Below are 16165 nucleotides of genomic sequence, written 5' to 3'. Positions count from 1 at the left end.
CTCATCAACGGAAAATAATCAGGCGTCCCGCAGCGATTGCAACGCGGGACGCGACAACACATGCCGCAAGCTCAGCCAGCCGCCGACCGCCGCACAGGCGATGCCGGCCGCGATTCCCGCCGGCAGCAGCCACGGGTTGAAATCCAGGTAGAACTGGAACACGCGCGTGGCCAGAATCCAGCCGATCACCTGCGCGCCGATCGCGGCCATCAGGCCGGCAAGCGCGCCGACCGCGACGAACTCCGCGATCTGCACCGCGCGCACCTGGCGATGCGACGCGCCCAGCGCCCGCAGCAGCGCGGATTCTCGCATACGCTCGTCGCGCGTGCCGGCGAGCGCGGCGTACAGCACCAGCACGCCCGCGGCGAGCGTGAACGCGAACAGGAACTGCACCGCGCCGATCACCTGCTGCAGCACGCGCTGCACCTGCGCGAGAATCGGACCGGTGTCGATGGCCGTCAGGTTCGGATAGGCGGCGATCAGACCGTCGATAGTCGCGCGTTTTTCCGGGGGCAAATGGAAACTGGTGATGAACGTAGCCGGGAAATCCTGCAACGCGGCGGGCGGCATCAGCACGAAGAAGTTGACCTTGAACGAACCCCAGTCGAGCTTGCGCACGCTCGTGACCGGTGCGTCGATCTGCAAGCCGGTCACGTCGAAACGCAGCACATCGCCGGGCTTCACGTTGATAAGCTTGGCGAGCCCCTCTTCGATCGAAATCTGCGGAGCCTTCGTGTCGCCATACCAGGTGCCGGCGGAAATGCGATTGTCGTCCGGCAACTGCGTCGTGTACGACAGATTGAATTCGCGATCGACGAGCCGTCGCGCGTCGTCGCCCTTGAACGAATCCGGGTTGACCGGCTTGCCGTTGATCGCGGTCAGCCGGCCGCGCACCATCGGCGAGAGCACGGTGCCGGGCACGCCGTGCGTGTCGAGATAATGCGTGACGGCTTCGCGCTGATCCGGCTGAATGTCGATGATGAATTCGTTCGGCGCATCGGGCGGCGTCGATTTGCGCCAGCCGGCCACGAGGTCGTTGCGCGTCATCGCGATCAGCAGCAGGCACATCAGGCCGATGCCGAGCGCCGTGATCTGCAACGCGCTCGCGCCGCTGCGCCGCTCCAGCGACGCCAGCGCGTAACGCCAGCCGATTCCCGCATTCACGCGCTCGCTGCGCACCGCGCGCGCCGCCGCCCACAACGCGAGCCGCGCGATGCACGCAAACACCAGCAGCCCGCCCGCGAACCCGCCCGCGACGATGCCGCCGAGCTTCAGCTCGCCCGCCGCGACGATCAGCAGCGCCGCGAACAACACGATGCCGAGCGCGTACGCGGCCCACGCGGTGCGCCCCGCTTCGCCCCACTCGCGGCGCAGCACGCGCACCGGCGGCACGCGCGTCAGCGGCAGCAGCGGCGGCAGCGCGAAACCGAGCAGCAGCACGAGACCGGCCGCAATGCCCTGGAGCGCGGGCCATGCCGTCGGGTACGGCAATTCGACGTCGATCAGACTGCCGAGCGACGTCAGCAACGCGAGATGGCCGAGAAAGCCGAGCGCCACGCCGAGCGCGCCGCCCGCCACGCCGACACCGACGAATTCCAGCGTAAACAGCGCCCGCAGTGTGGACTGACTGACGCCGAGACAGCGCATCGCCGCACAGCCGTCCAGATGCCGGCGCATGTACCGATGCGCGGCCATCGCAATCGCCACGGCCGCGAGCAGCGCGGTCAACAGCGACACGAGCGTGAGGAAATGACCGGCGCGATCGAGCGTCTGACGCACTTGCGGCTGGCCGTCCTGCAACGATTCGAGCGCGACGCCGCGCATCTTGCCGCCGTCCACCCTGCCGTGCGCAAACTGCGCGAAACGTGCGACCGATGGATCCGCACCGGCCACCAGCAGCCGGTACGTCACGCGGCTGCCGAACGTGATCAGGCCGGTGGACTGCACGTCATCGGCGCGCATCATCAGGCGCGGCGAAAAATTGACGAACGAGAAGCCGCGGTCGAGTTCGCGCGTGATCATCGCGCCGATCGTGAAGCTGCGGTTGCCGACCTTCACAGTGTCGCCAACGCGCACCTTCAGCGCGTCGAGCAATTGCTGATCGACCCAGACGGTGCCAAGCGGCGGAATGGATTGCGCGGCTCGATCCGGAGCGCCCGGCCCGGGCGCGATGCGCAGCGCGCCGCGCAACGGATAACCCGGCGACACCGCCTTGATCGCGGCAAGCCGCGACACCGGCTGCGCGCCGCTCGAGTTGATCATGCTGGGGAAAATCGCCGTGGTGGCGGTGTTCAGGCCGAGCGCCGCGGCCTCGCGCGCGAACTGCGGATCGACCGGATGATCGGCGCGCACGATGAAGTCGGCGGCGATCATGCGTCTCGCGTCGCGCTCCAGGCCCTGATGCAAGCGGTCGGCGAGAAAGCCGACGCTCGCGAGCGCCGCCACGGCGAGCACGAGCGCGAGCAGCAGCATCGTGAGTTCGCCGGCGCGCCAGTCGCGCGCCGTCATGCGCAGCGCCTGGCGCAGCAGATCGCCGACGCTAAAGCGGCGCGCCGCGGGGACGGCGACCCGCGCCGTGGAACGTCCGGCTGTATCGCTCAATCGTGCCTGCTCCTCGCAAGGCGCGACACCATATGCGTCGCCATGCCGCGAAAGCCGCCCTGCACGCCGCGCCACAGACGCGGCAAGACCCAGCCGGCGAGCACCAGAAAGCCCACGATCAGCACCAGAAACAGCAGCGGCACGAACAGCGCGAGCAGAATGCCGCCGAACACGAAACCGTCTTCAGCCGTCGACGTGACGACGTTCGACACCGGTTCCGGCGACAGATTGATGAGCGCGCGCGTGCCCGCTTTCGTCAGATGCGCGGTGCCCGCCAGTGTGCCGCCCGCGAGCGCGGCGACCGTCAGCAGCGCCGGATCGGCATGGCCCAACGCGCCGGCTGCGAGCACGGCGCCGGCCGGAATGCGGATGAAGGTGTGAATCGCGTCCCATAGCGAATCGAACGCGGGAATCTTGTCGGCGAGAAATTCGGTGACGGTCAGCACGCCCGCCACGCCGATCACCCACGGCGAGGACAGCGCGGACAACGTATCGGGAAGATGAATCAGACCGAGGCGCTCGAACACGCCGGCCAGCAGGACCGTCAGATAGAGGCGCAGGCCGCTGCCCCATGAGAGCCCCGCAGCAAGCGAAAGTGATTCAAGCATGGCCGCCTCCAGGCGCGCTGTGCGTGCCGGGCGCTTCGGGGGCAATCAGGGATGAGCCGCCGCACCGAAGTCGTCAGACCCGCGCCAAGCCGGCCGCGCCGGGCAGGCCGCGGGCAATTTCAGATTGGTTTCCATCTCATTATAGCCACGTTAATTCGCAGAACGCAGAGTGGCTTGCAAATTGGCGGACTATGCAGCAGAGGCAAAGGCCGCGCCGGTAGCGACCGGCGCGTGAGTATGCCGATGCGCGTGCTGATGCCGCGCGCTTAATGCCCGGACGAGAGCTTGAGCCCGATCAGCCCGACGACGATCAGCGCCGCGCTCGCCACGCGCGCGGCCGTCAGCGCTTCACCCATCATCACGATGCCGAAAACGAAGGCGCCGACGGCGCCGATGCCGGTCCAGACCGCGTAGGCCGTGCCGAGCGGCAACTGCCGCATCGCCATCGCAAGCAGGATAAAGCTGCCGAGCGCCGTGACGATGGTGAAGACAGAAGGCCACAGCCGGGTAAAACCGTCGGAACTCTTGAGACCGGCCGCCCACGCGACTTCGAGCAGACCGGCGATGAACAGAAGAATCCAGGACATGAAACAGCTCCATGATCAGATGGGGCCGTCCCCGTTTGTAAATGGCGTAAGGTCGTCCTTACGGTCCGTAATTATAACGACGCCTGCACCATCTTGCTGCGCGGCCGCAAGTCGCCGCTCTGCTCACACGACGCCGACCAGCCGATAGCCGACGCCCGTCTCCGTGACGATATGCTCGGGCTGCGCCGGATCGCGCTCGAGCTTGCCGCGCAGATGCGCCATATAAATGCGCAGATAGTGATAACTCTCGACGTGCGACGGCCCCCACACGTCGCGCAGCAGTTGCCGGTGCGTCAGCACGCGGCCGGCGTGGCGCACGAGCGTCGCGAGCAGCCGGTATTCGATCGGCGTCAGATGGACCGCCGCGCCGTCGCGCGTGACCTGGCGCAACGCGAGGTCCACGCTCACCGCGCCGAAGCGCACTTGCGGCGATTCGTTCGCGCCGCCCTGATTGCGCCGCCGAAGGTGCGCGCGAATCCGCGCGAGCAGTTCCGAGACGCCGAACGGCTTGGTCAGGTAATCGTCGGCGCCGGCATCGAGCGCCGCGACTTTCTCGCTTTCCTGCGTGCGCGCCGACAGCACGATCACCGGCAGTTCGCTCCAGCCGCGCAATTCGCGGATCACGTCGAGGCCGTCGGTATCGGGCAGGCCGAGATCGACGATCACGAGGTCGGGCTTGCGCGTCGCGGCCTCCACGAGACCCTGCTTGCCGGTCTCGGCGTCATGCACGACGATGCCCTCGTCTTCGAGCGCCGTCCGCACGAAACGGCGGATCTGCTTTTCGTCTTCGATCAGAACGACGGTGATGCTCGGGTCACTCATGGGTCGGTTTGGCAAGCGGGTTCGGGTTCATGTTGTCGGCGGATCGGTCTTCGGCGGATTGGTCTTGCAGTGCGTCGGGCGCATCTGGCGCGTCGGCGGCTTCGGGCAGGTCGGGCACGTCCGGCGGCGTTTCAACCGGCAGCGTAAACCAGAAACGCGCGCCTTCGACGCGGCTGCCCGCCGCCTCGTCCGTTCCCGCCGACATGCGATTCACCGCGCCGATGCTGCCGCCATGCGCTTCGACAATCGCGCGGCAAATCGCGAGACCGAGCCCGATGCCCGGCTTCGCCGATTCCTTCTCGCCGCGCGTGAACTTCTCGAACACGCGAGTTTCCATCCCGGCGGGCAGCCCCGGCCCATTATCGTCGATGGTCACGCGCACGAACGACTTGCCGTCCGCGTCGAAACGCTGCGCGCCGATCGTCAACGGCGTGCCCGTCGACGTGTATTTCGCCGCGTTCTCGAAGAGGTTCGAGAAGAGCCGCTCCATCAGCACGGCGTCGAGCTGCAGCAGCGGCAAATCCGCGGCGAGTTCGACCCGCACCGGATGCCCGCTCAGCACGCGCTTGCACGCACGTAGCGCGGCGCCCACGGTTTCCTCGAGCAGCGTCCATTGCCGGTTCAATTGCAGACTGCCCGCCTGCAGGCGCGCCATGTCGAGCAGATTGGTCACGATGCCGGTCATGCGCAGCGCTTCTTCATGGATCGCGTCCACGAGCTCGTCGTCGCGCCGCGCGTCGGCCGCGTGTTCGCGCGATTGCGCCAGCATCGACGAAAAGCCGACGATGGTCGTGAGCGGCGTACGCAAATCGTGCGAAATCGCGGACAGCAACGAGTTTCGCAAACGTTCGGATTCCATATTGACGAGCGCGTCGCGTGCGATGTCCACGTAATGCACGCGCTCGAGCGCGAGCGCGATTTGCGCGGCGAACGCGTCGAGCATGCGCTGCTGCTCGGGCGCGTTCAACTCGCGCTCGTCGCGCAGCACGGCCGCGAGCACGCCGCGCGTGCGCATCGGCGCCTTCAGCGGCAGATACAGCGCGGCTGCGGCCGGCAGGGTGTCGGTGCCGTGGCCGGCCGGCTTCTCGTGATCGTAGACCCACTGGCCGACGTCGGTATCGAGCAGTTCGCCTTCGAGCGTGATGGCCGCGTCGGGGTCTTCGATCTTCTGCTTCACGCGGTCCGCGCTGTCCGGCAACAGGATCGCGACGCGCGCGCCGAACACTTCGCTCACGTGACGGCTGCCGATGCCGACGATCTGCTCGGTAGTCAGCGCTGCCGCGAGTTCGCGCGCCATCGCGTACATCGCGCCGGTGCGCTGCTCGCGACGCCGCGCGATCCGCGCTTCGCGCCGCAAGCTCGACGTGAGATGGCTGATCACGAGCGAAGTCAGCAACATGCCGAAGAACGTCAGCAGATATTGCGTATCCGACACCGACAACGACAGGCGCGGCGGCACGAAGAAAAAGTCGAACGCGGCGACGCTCATGAACGACAGCAGCACGCCGGGCCCGCGCCCGAGTTTCACCGCCGCGAAAATCACGCCGAGCAGATACAGCATGACGAGGTTCGTCAGATCGATGCGCTCGTTCAGTTGGCTCGCCACCGCGGTGATGCCCGCGCAGATCGCGAGCGCCCAACCGTATGCACGCGGCGGCGAGCGGCGCTCGCGCGCGGCGCTCAACGCGTCGCGCCATGCGTTGGTCGTCGTGCTCAACAGGCGGCGCTCGTGGTCGCCGCCGCTATCGGACGAAGCGCGAATCAGCGTGACGTCCGCATGACCGCCGTGTTCGGCGAGACGCTCACCAAGCGGCCGGCGCAGCCAGCGCCGGATGCCGGTGCGTGCCGATGCGCCCGCCACCAGCTTCGACACATTGCGCGCCTGCGCATAACCGGTCAGCGCGGCCACGGCGTCCGCGCCCGCGAGCGTCGCCGTTTCCGCGCCGAGTTCCGCGGCGAGCTTCAATGCGTTGAGCGTGCGTTCGCGGCGCGCGTCGGGCAAACGCTGCAGCGCGGGCGTTTCGACATACACGGCGATCCAGTCGGCCTTGAGGCTCGCGGCAAGACGCGCCGCCGCGCGCACCAGCATCGGCGCTTCGGGACCGGGGCCGACGCACACCAGCAAGCGCTCACGCGCCTGCCAGATTCGCTCGATTGAACGGTCCGCGCGATATTCACGCATTTGCGCGTCGACGCGATCGGCCGTACGTCGCAAGGCAAGCTCGCGCAGCGCGATCAGATTGCCTTTGCGAAAGAAGTTGCGCACCGCGCGCTCGGCCTGCTGCGCGAGATACACCTTGCCGTCGCGCATGCGATCGAGCAATTCCTCGGCGGGCAGATCGACCAGCGTGACTTCGTCGGCGCGATCGAACACGCGGTCGGGCACCGTCTCCCACACGCGAATGCCGGTGATCTGCCCCACCACGTCGTTCAGACTTTCGAGGTGCTGAACGTTGACGGTCGTGTACACATCAATGCCGGCGTCGAGCAGTTCATACACGTCCTGCCAGCGCTTCAGATGCCGCGCGCCTTGCACATTCGAATGCGCGAGTTCGTCGACGAGTATCAGTTGCGGCTTGCGGGCCAGCGCCGCGTCGAGGTCGAACTCGCCGAGCTTGCGGCCGCGATACTCGATGTGCGCGAGCGGCAGCACGTCGAGACCTTCGAGCAGCGCCGCCGTTTCGCCACGCCCATGCGTTTCGGCGATGCCGACGACCACGTCCGCACCTTCGTCGCGACGGCGACGCGCCGCCTGCAACATCGCATACGTCTTGCCGACGCCCGCCGATGCGCCGAAGAAAATCTTCAGCTTGCCGCGCTGACGCTTTTGTTCGTCGCGCTGCAGCTTGTCGAGCAGTTCGTCAGGATCGGGGCGGTTCATGCGTGAATGCTTTGATGTTTTGATGGTGGGCGCGCGGCGGTGCGTGCAATGGTGGCACGGCGGCGGCCCGGCCGCAAATCAGATGCAAATGGGCTTGTGGCCGAAGCCGCGTGCAATCGCCGGCATTGTGCGTCAGCGACGCGCTCAGCCGCGCTTCATCTCATCCAGCGCAAGATTCAGTTGCAGCACGTTCACGCGCCGCTCGCCGAGCATGCCCAATTGCCGCCCGCTCGTATAACGGTCGACCAGCGCCTCTACTTCGTTCGGCGCAAGTCCGCGCGCTTTCGCGACGCGTCCGATCTGATACGCGGCAGCCGCCGGGCTGATCTCAGGATCGAGTCCGCTTCCCGACGATGTCACGAGATCGACCGGCACAGGTGCCGACATGTCGGTGCCCGCTGCCTTCAACGCGTCGATGCGGCCTTTCACTTCATCGAGCAACGCCGGATTCGTCGGCCCGAGATTCGAGCCGCCCGAACCCTGCGCGTTATACGGCATCGGGCTCGTCGCCGACAGCCGTCCCCAGAAGTACTGCGGCGCGTCGAACTGCTGACCGATCAGCTTCGAACCGACCACCTTGCCGTCGCGCTCGATCAGACTGCCGTTCGCCTGGTCGCGAAAGAGCGTTTGACCCACTGCGGTCATCACCGCCGGATAAGCGAGACCGGTCACGGCGCTCAGCACCGCAAAGATAACGAGCAACGGACGCAACAAATTCTTCATGACGATCACTCCTTCAAGACAAGCCGCTTCAAACCCAGCCGAATGCGGCCAGCACCATATCGATCAACTTGATGCCGATGAACGGCACCACGATTCCGCCGAGTCCGTACACGAGCAGATTGCGTCGCAACAGAACGGCCGCGCCGAGCGCGCGATAGCGCACGCCCTTTAACGCGAGCGGAATCAGCAGCACGATGATCAGCGCATTGAAAATCACCGCCGACATGATCGCGGACGCGGGTGTCGCGAGATGCATGACGTTCAGCGCATTGAGCGCCGGGTAGGTGGTCGCGAACGCGGCCGGAATGATCGCGAAGTACTTCGCGAGATCGTTCGCAATCGAGAACGTGGTGAGCGAGCCGCGCGTCATCAGCATCTGCTTGCCGATCTCGACAATCTCGATCAGCTTGGTCGGATTCGAATCGAGGTCGACCATGTTGCCCGCTTCTTTCGCGGCCTGCGTGCCGGTGTTCATTGCGACGGCGACGTCGGCCTGCGCGAGCGCAGGGGCGTCGTTGGTGCCGTCGCCGGTCATCGCCACGAGCCGGCCTTCGGCCTGGTGCGCGCGAATCGTCGCGAGCTTCGCCTCGGGCGTGGCTTCCGCGAGGAAATCGTCGACGCCGGCTTCCGCCGCAATCGCCGCAGCCGTCAGCCGGTTGTCGCCCGTCACCATCACGGTCTTGATGCCCATCTTGCGCAGCTCGGCAAAGCGCTCCTTGATGCCGCCTTTGACCACGTCCTTCAACTCGATCACGCCGAGCACGCGCGCGCCCTGCTCGCTTTTCTCAGCGACGACAAGCGGCGTGCTGCCGCGCCGCGCGACCTCGGCCACCGCCTGACTCACTTCGTTCGGGAAACGGCCACCGTTGGCTTCGACGTAATGCTTGACCGCGTCCGCGGCGCCCTTGCGAATCTCGCGGCGAGACGCATCGGCAGACGTGCCTTTTGGTGCAAGATCGACGCCGCTCATCCGTGTTTGCGCGGTGAACGCGAGAAACTCCGCGTGCAGCGAGGCCATATCGCGCTGCCGGATATTGAAGCGCTGCTTCGCCAGCACGACGATGCTGCGGCCTTCAGGCGTTTCGTCGGCCAGCGACGAAAGCTGCGCCGCGTCCGCGAGCGCTTCTTCGGTCAAACCCGGCGCAGGAATAAAGAGCGACGCCTGACGGTTGCCGAGCGTGATCGTGCCGGTCTTGTCGAGCAGCAGCACGTCGACGTCGCCGGCCGCTTCGACCGCGCGGCCCGAGGTCGCGATCACGTTCGCCTGCATCATGCGGCTCATGCCGGCCACGCCGATGGCCGACAACAATCCGCCGATGGTGGTCGGAATCAGGCACACGAGCAGCGCGACCAATGCGGTAATCGTCACCACGTGGCCCGCCGAATTGGTCAGATGCGCGGCTTCCACGGAGAACATCGAGAACGGCAACAGCGTCGCGGTTGCGAGCAGCATCACGATCGTCAGCGCGACCAGCAGGATGGTCAGCGCGATTTCGTTCGGCGTCTTCTGACGCTTCGCGCCTTCGACCATTGCGATCATGCGGTCGAGAAACGCCTCGCCGGGATTCGCCGTGACGCGCACGACGATCCAGTCGGACAGCACGCGCGTGCCGCCCGTCACCGACGAAAAGTCGCCGCCCGACTCGCGAATCACGGGCGCGGATTCGCCCGTAATCGCCGATTCGTCGACGGATGCGACGCCGTCGACCACTTCGCCGTCGGCGGGAATCACGTCGCCGGTTTCGATCAGCACCACGTCGCCGCGGCGCAAGTCCGAGGCCGTGACAATGCGGATCGGCGACTTCGGATGCGGCTCGTTGAGCTTTTTCGCCATCACGTCTTTCTTCGCGCTGCGAAGCGACGCGGCCTGCGCTTTCGAGCGGCCTTCCGCGAGGGCTTCGGCGAAGTTCGCGAACAGCACCGTGAACCACAGCCACAGCGTGACCGCGAGAATGAAACCCGCGGGCGCCTCGGCCTGGCCGGCGAGCGCGGCGAGCCAGAGAACCGTCGTCAGAATACTGCCCACGTACACGCAGAACATCACCGGGTTGCGGAATTGCGTGCGCGGCGTGAGCTTCCTGAATGAATCCGCGATCGCCGGGCGCAGCAGCGCCGGGTCGAACATGGACATCGTTGCATTGTGTTCAGTCATTGAATCCTCGAATGTCGCGTTGACTCATGGCCGCGTCAATGCGCGCCCATCATCATCAGATGTTCGACGCCGGGCCCGAGCGCAAGCGCGGGCACGTACGTCAGCGCGCCAACCAGCAGCACCGTGCCGAGCAACAGCACGACGAAAAGCGGCCCATGCGTCGGCAATGTGCCGCCCGTCACGCCGATGCGCTTCTTTGCGGCGAGCGAGCCGGCAATCGCGAGCACCGGAACGATCGTGCCGAAGCGGCCGAACCACATCGCGATGGCGGTCAGCCAGTTGTAGAACGGCGTGCCCACCGTGAGGCCCGCGAACGCGCTGCCGTTGTTGTTCGCCGCCGAGCTGAACGCGTAGAGGATTTCGGAGAAGCCATGCGGGCCCGGATTGGCGATACCGGCCTTGCCCGCGTCGCTCAGCACCGCGATCGACGTGCCCACCAGCACGAGCAACGGCGTCAGCAGCACGACGATGGAGACCATCTTCATCTCATACGCTTCGATCTTCTTGCCGACATACTCGGGCGTGCGGCCGATCATCAAACCCGCGACGAACACCGCGAGCAGCGCGAACACGAGCATGCCGTAAAGACCCGAGCCCACACCGCCGAAGATGACCTCGCCAAGCTGCATCAACAGCAGCGGATAGAGGCCGCCGATCGGCGTCAACGAGTCGTGCGTATTCGCGACTGCGCCGCACGAAGCCGCCGTCGTCGCAATCGTGAAGATGCCGGATTGCGCGATGCCGAAGCGCGTTTCCTTGCCCTCGGCGTTGCCGCCCGACTGCATCGCGTTCGCCGACTGATCGACGTGCAACGCGGCAAACGCCGGATTGCCGCTCTGTTCGGCGCCGATTTCACCGAACACGCAGACGCCGAATGCAATCGTCATCGCGGCCAGCACCGCGACGCCCTGCTTGCGATCCGCGATCATGCGGCCGAACACCAAAGCGAGCGCCGATGGAATGATCAGGATGGCGAAGATTTGCAGGAAGTTCGATAACGGCGTCGGGTTTTCATACGGATGCGCCGAATTGCCGTTGAAGAAACCGCCGCCATTCGTGCCGATCATCTTGATCGCTTCCTGCGACGCAACCGGGCCCATCGCGATGGTCTGCGTTTTAACCGGCGTGTCGACCGTCAGCGCATTGCCCTTGGCATCCTTCAACGGATTGCCTTGTGCATCGAGTTTCGGCGCGGCGTAAGTCGTCGTCTGCAACGTGGGGATGTCTTCGTAGGCCTTGAAGTTCTGGATCACGCCCTGGCTCATCAGCAGCGCTGCAAACACGACCGACATCGGCAGCAGCACGTAAAGCGTCACGCGCGTCAGGTCGACCCAGAAGTTGCCGATGGTTTGCGCGGTATGGCGCGCGAAGCCGCGAATCAGCGCGATCACCACCACGATGCCGGTCGCCGCCGACAAGAAGTTCTGCACGGTCAGGCCGAGCATCTGCGTGAGATAACCGACTGTCTGCTCCGGCGTGTAGTCCTGCCAGTTCGTGTTGGTCACGAAACTGACCGCCGTATTGAACGCACCGTCGACGGTCATCGCGCCAAGCTGCTGCGGATTGCCGGGCAGCCAGCCCTGCACGCGCAACAGCGCATAGAGAAACACGACGCCCAGCGCGTTGAACGCGATCACCGCGACCGCGTAATGCTTCCAGCTCATTTCGCTCGACGGATCGACGCCGGCCGCGCGATACAACAGGCGCTCGATCGGTCCGCCGACGCGCAGCACGCGCGAACTCCCGTCCATCACGCCGCAGAGATAGCGCGACAGCGGCACGGCCGCAGCGAGCAGCACGACGATAAAGAGCCCGGCTTGCAGGACATTGTTCGAATTCATTCGATGTCCTCCGCGCGCAACAGCGCATAGACCAGGTACGCGAACAGCAGCGCGGTCGCCGCACCCGACATCCACAGCATCCAGTTCATGAGCGCGCTCCCTGTCTGCGGGAGAGCAGCAGCTTCTCGCAACCGGCGATCAATGCAAAGGTCAGCGCGGCAAAGAGCGCGATGGCTCCGACGTACAGCACATCCATTGTTGTTCTCCATTGACGGACTTTGGATAGCCGCAACGATAGGCGCGCGCGCGTAAAGGCCCGATCAAAGCTTGTACAGGCCGTATAAAAATCGCGTAAACGGAGAGACTCGCAATGCAAAAGGGCCGCTCCATCGCGAGATGGAGCGGCCCTTCCTGTGAAACGCGAAACTTCGGGAAAACTAAAACTACGGCAGCAGTATCGTCGAACCCGTGGTCTTGCGCGCCTCGAGGTCCGCATGCGCCTGACCGACGTCGGCAAGCGCGTAGCGCTGGTTGATGTTCGTCTTCACCTTGCCGGAAACCAGCACGTCGAAGAGTTCGGCGGCCATCGCTTCGTAGTCGCTGCGTTTGCCCATATACGTGAACAACGTCGGGCGCGTGAAGAACAGCGAGCCGCGTCCGGCGAATTCCGACGAGTCGATCGGCGGCAACGGCCCCGACGCATTGCCGAAGCTCACGAACATGCCGAGCGGCGCGAGGCAATCGAGCGAGCCGGCAAACGTATCTTTACCGATGGAGTCGTACACCACCGGCACGCCCGCGCCGTTGGTGATCTCGCGCACGCGCTTCGTGAAGTTTTCGCGCGTATAGACAATCGCGTGGTCACAGCCGTGCGCTCTCGCGATCTCCGCTTTTTCGTCCGAGCCGACCGTGCCGATCACAGTCGCGCCGAGCGCCTTCGCCCACTGGCACACCAGCAGGCCGACGCCGCCCGCCGCGGCCTGGATCAGGATCGTGTCGCCGGCCTTCACCCGATACGTGCGGCGCAGCAGATACTGCGCGGTGAGACCTTGCAGCATCACCGAGGCGGCCTGTTCGTCGCTGACCGCATCCGGCAGTTTGATGACCTGCGCCGCCGGCAGCACGCGCTCCTGCGCATACGCGCCGGGCGGCCTCGCCACATACGCGACGCGGTCGCCCGTTTTCAGATCGCTCACGCCCGAGCCGAGCGCGATCACTTCGCCGGCGGCTTCCATGCCGAGGCCGCCCGGCAACGGCAGCGGATACAGGCCGGTGCGGAAGTACACGTCGATATAGTTGAGCCCGACCGCCGTTTGACGAATGCGAATCTCGCCGGGGCCGGGGTCGCCCACTTCGACGTCGACCCATTTCATGACCTCGGGACCGCCGGTTTGATCGAATCGGATTGCCTTGACCATTCACGTCTCCTTGATGGAATGCCGGCTATTTATGCTGCCGTTGAATGTTGCCGTTGAATGTTGCCAATGAGTGTTTGCCGATCAGCCGCGCGCGTGCGGCGTCAAACCTGCTGCGTGATACGCAGCGTGAGCGCGTCGAGCACCATGCGCGCCGTCGAAATGTTCGTCGCGCACGGAATGTTGTGCACGTCGCACGCCCGCACGAGCGCGTTGATGTCCGGCTCGTGCGGTTGCGGCGTCATCGGATCGCGCAGAAAGATCACCATGTCCACGCGCCCTTCCGCGAGTTGCGCGCCGATCTGCAGGTCGCCGCCGTGCGGGCCCGACAGCATGCGCTCGACCTGCAGCCCATGCGCGTCGCTGATGCGTCCGCCCGTCGTGCCGGTCGCGATGATGTCGCAGCGCCGCAGCGTGTCGACGTATTCGCCGGCCAGCGCGACGATGTCGTCCTTCTTGTGATCGTGCGCGATCAGCGCAATGCGGGTGGTCATGTCGTAAGACTCCTGAAACCGTTGTGATTGTCGTTGTTGTGATGCTGCTGGAATTGCTGACTGCTGGGCTGCTTGTCGGGCAGGCGCTGCGAAGAAGACGACTGCACGCGTCTAGAAAGTGCCCGGATACGCGCCGCCGTCGATCAGCCAGTTCTGCCCCGTGATGTAGCCCGCATGCACGCTGCACAGAAACGCGCAGGCGCGGCCGAACTCGTCGCGCGTGCCGAAGCGGCCCGCGGGAATCGCTTTCATGCGCTGCTCGCGCGCCTGATCGACGGAAATGTTTTGCGATTTTGCGGTCGCCGCCATCGTGACGGCGATGCGATCCGTGTCGAACATGCCCGGCAGCAGGTTGTTGATCGTGACGCCGGTCGGCGCCATCTTGCGCGCGAGGCCCGCGACGAAACCGGTCAGGCCCGAACGCGCGCCGTTGGAGAGGCCCAGCACGTCGATAGGCGCCTTCACCGCCGAACTCGTGATGTTGACGATGCGCCCGAAGCCGCGCGCGCTCATCGAGTCGATGGTCGCGCGGATCAGTTCGATCGGCGTCAGCATGTTGCTTTCGAGCGCGCGAATCCAGTCGTCGTGCGTGAAGTTGCGGAAGTCGCCCGGCGGCGGGCCGCCCGCATTGTTGACCAGAATGTCCGGCTGCGGACAGGCGGCGAGCGCCGCGGCCCGGCCCTCGGGCGTGGTGATGTCGCACGCGACCGTGTTCACCTGCACGCCGCTTTGCCGGCGAATCTCGTCGGCCGTCGCCTCGAGCGTCTCGGCGGTGCGCGCGACGATCGTCAGGTTGACGCCTTCGGCGGCGAGCGCTTCCGCGCAGCCGCGCCCCAGGCCCTTGCTCGCCGCGCAAACCAGCGCCGTGCGTCCTGCGATTCCCATGTCCATGTGTGCGTTCTCCTCGCTGGCGTCTTGCCGATGGTTGCAAAGTTTCCCCCGATTCTAGAAGAATCGGTGCCAGGCTGCGCCGGCCCGCTGCAATCTTCGGTATCTTCGGGTGGCACTCTTTCGGTAAACTTGCGCCGTGGCGCGTTCGCCGGTCGTCGCACGTTGTGTTCGCCGGCCGGGCGAAGCGCCGAACCGATCTCCGAATCGGCCTCGAATCGATCTCTTACCCGCCGCGTGTGCCCCCGCCATGACTCAGGACAGCCGTTTCCCCAATCTTTTCATCCTCGATCACCCGCTGATCCAGCACAAGCTGTCGCACATGCGCGACCGGGACACGTCCACGCGCACGTTCCGCGAGCTGCTGCGCGAGATCACGCTCCTGATGGGCTACGAAATCACCCGCAATCTGCCGATGACCACGCGCCGCCTGAACACGCCGCTCGTCGAGATCGACGCGCCGGTGATCGCCGGCAAGAAGCTCGCGATCGTGCCGGTGCTGCGCGCGGGCATCGGCATGTCGGACGGTTTGCTCGAACTGGTGCCGTCGGCGCGTGTGGGCCACATCGGCGTGTATCGGGCCGAGGACCATCGGCCGGTCGAATACCTGGTGCGCCTGCCTGATCTCGAAGACCGCGTGTTCATTCTGTGCGATCCGATGGTCGCGACCGGCTACTCGGCCGTGCATGCGGTCGACGTGCTCAAGCGCCGCAACGTGGCCGGCGAGAACATCCTGTTCCTCGCGCTTGTCGCCGCGCCCGAGGGCGTGCAGGTGTTCCAGGACGCGCATCCCGACGTGAAGCTCTTCGTCGCGTCGCTCGATTCGCATCTGAACGAGCACGCGTACATCGTGCCGGGCTTGGGCGACGCGGGCGACCGGCTGTTCGGCACGAAGAACTGAGCGTTGTCGAAAAGCCGGTGTGCGGCGCCTGGTTCGCGCCGCGCACGCATAGTTTCCGTGCAATGTCGGGCAATCTCAGGCCACGCCCGCCGCTGCCGCACCCCCGCGGCGTGATAAAATTCGAATCCACTCGAAGCGCGGCCTCGCGCGCAGCGCGAGGCGCGGCGGGCGTTCCGGTGCGCCATGCAGCGCAGGCAATCAGCCAAAACCGGCGGCGCGCAGCCGGGCAGAACGGCCGGCACGAATTTGACATCGAGGCGCCTTGACGAGCGCCTGAAAAATCGCAACGACAATTGCACACTGCGCGCCCCG

Annotated in this window: 14 protein-coding genes; 1 reads left to right on the top strand and 13 read right to left on the bottom strand. The window is 65.7% G+C overall.

Annotated elements, in window-relative coordinates:
- Positions 1 to 18: 18 nt before the first annotated feature.
- The 13 genes from AB6809_RS16890 to AB6809_RS16830 all read right to left on the bottom strand — a co-directional run bounded on the left by AB6809_RS16890 (position 19) and on the right by AB6809_RS16830 (position 14955).
- The gene (locus tag AB6809_RS16890) at positions 19 to 2601 is read right to left on the bottom strand and encodes an FtsX-like permease family protein (protein ID WP_029969822.1); all 2583 of its coding nucleotides are present in this window, start codon (positions 2599 to 2601) and stop codon (positions 19 to 21) included.
- Positions 2598 to 3209, bottom strand: coding sequence for a DUF4126 domain-containing protein (locus tag AB6809_RS16885; RefSeq protein ID WP_006048236.1), 612 nt, complete (start codon positions 3207 to 3209; stop codon positions 2598 to 2600). The genes AB6809_RS16890 and AB6809_RS16885 overlap by 4 nt, the downstream gene beginning before the upstream one ends.
- 266 nt (positions 3210 to 3475) lie before the next feature.
- Entirely contained in the window at positions 3476 to 3796 is a 321-nt protein-coding gene (sugE, locus tag AB6809_RS16880; RefSeq protein ID WP_006048237.1) for a quaternary ammonium compound efflux SMR transporter SugE, read from the bottom strand.
- A gap of 123 nt (positions 3797 to 3919) precedes the next feature.
- Positions 3920 to 4618: a two-component system response regulator KdpE gene (gene kdpE, locus AB6809_RS16875; RefSeq protein WP_029969824.1), complete on the bottom strand. Its 699-nt coding sequence runs from the start codon at positions 4616 to 4618 to the stop codon at positions 3920 to 3922.
- Entirely contained in the window at positions 4611 to 7499 is a 2889-nt protein-coding gene (locus AB6809_RS16870) for a DUF4118 domain-containing protein (protein WP_371026880.1), read from the bottom strand. Before AB6809_RS16870 ends, kdpE begins: the two co-directional genes overlap by 8 nt.
- Before the next feature lie 144 nt (positions 7500 to 7643).
- Complete coding sequence (kdpC, locus tag AB6809_RS16865; protein WP_029969826.1) at positions 7644 to 8222, bottom strand: potassium-transporting ATPase subunit KdpC; 579 nt, start codon at positions 8220 to 8222, stop codon at positions 7644 to 7646.
- Between the two features lie 28 nt (positions 8223 to 8250).
- Positions 8251 to 10374 carry a potassium-transporting ATPase subunit KdpB gene (gene kdpB / locus AB6809_RS16860; protein WP_029969828.1) on the bottom strand — a complete coding sequence of 708 codons (2124 nt, stop codon included), beginning with the start codon at positions 10372 to 10374 and terminating at the stop codon, positions 8251 to 8253.
- Between the two features lie 35 nt (positions 10375 to 10409).
- Positions 10410 to 12215 (bottom strand): potassium-transporting ATPase subunit KdpA, encoded by a 1806-nt coding sequence (gene kdpA, locus AB6809_RS16855; RefSeq protein WP_029969829.1) that lies wholly within the window; start codon positions 12213 to 12215, stop codon positions 10410 to 10412.
- Positions 12212 to 12304 carry a K(+)-transporting ATPase subunit F gene (gene kdpF, locus AB6809_RS16850; protein WP_006048244.1) on the bottom strand — a complete coding sequence of 31 codons (93 nt, stop codon included), beginning with the start codon at positions 12302 to 12304 and terminating at the stop codon, positions 12212 to 12214. The genes kdpA and kdpF overlap by 4 nt, the downstream gene beginning before the upstream one ends.
- Positions 12301 to 12411: a hypothetical protein gene (locus AB6809_RS16845; RefSeq protein ID WP_006048245.1), complete on the bottom strand. Its 111-nt coding sequence runs from the start codon at positions 12409 to 12411 to the stop codon at positions 12301 to 12303. The genes kdpF and AB6809_RS16845 overlap by 4 nt, the downstream gene beginning before the upstream one ends.
- 187 nt (positions 12412 to 12598) lie before the next feature.
- Positions 12599 to 13573, bottom strand: a complete 975-nt coding sequence (locus tag AB6809_RS16840; protein ID WP_029969831.1) for a quinone oxidoreductase — start codon at positions 13571 to 13573, stop codon at positions 12599 to 12601.
- A 101-nt stretch (positions 13574 to 13674) separates the two neighbouring features.
- Positions 13675 to 14064 carry a methylglyoxal synthase gene (locus AB6809_RS16835; protein ID WP_006048247.1) on the bottom strand — a complete coding sequence of 130 codons (390 nt, stop codon included), beginning with the start codon at positions 14062 to 14064 and terminating at the stop codon, positions 13675 to 13677.
- A 111-nt stretch (positions 14065 to 14175) separates the two neighbouring features.
- Positions 14176 to 14955 (bottom strand): SDR family oxidoreductase, encoded by a 780-nt coding sequence (locus AB6809_RS16830; protein ID WP_006048248.1) that lies wholly within the window; start codon positions 14953 to 14955, stop codon positions 14176 to 14178.
- Positions 14956 to 15202: 247 nt separating this feature from the next.
- On the opposite strand from AB6809_RS16830, the gene upp reads away from it, so the two are divergent.
- Positions 15203 to 15853 (top strand): uracil phosphoribosyltransferase, encoded by a 651-nt coding sequence (upp, locus tag AB6809_RS16825; RefSeq protein WP_006048249.1) that lies wholly within the window; start codon positions 15203 to 15205, stop codon positions 15851 to 15853.
- The last annotated feature ends 312 nt before the right edge of the window (positions 15854 to 16165 follow it).

Origin of the sequence: Paraburkholderia sp. RCC_158, from assembly GCF_041355255.1 — a bacterium.
GTDB classification, from domain to species: domain Bacteria; phylum Pseudomonadota; class Gammaproteobacteria; order Burkholderiales; family Burkholderiaceae; genus Paraburkholderia; species Paraburkholderia graminis.
The sequence above is the reverse complement of the archived record's forward strand: the minus strand, read 5'-3'. Positions and strand labels throughout refer to the sequence as shown.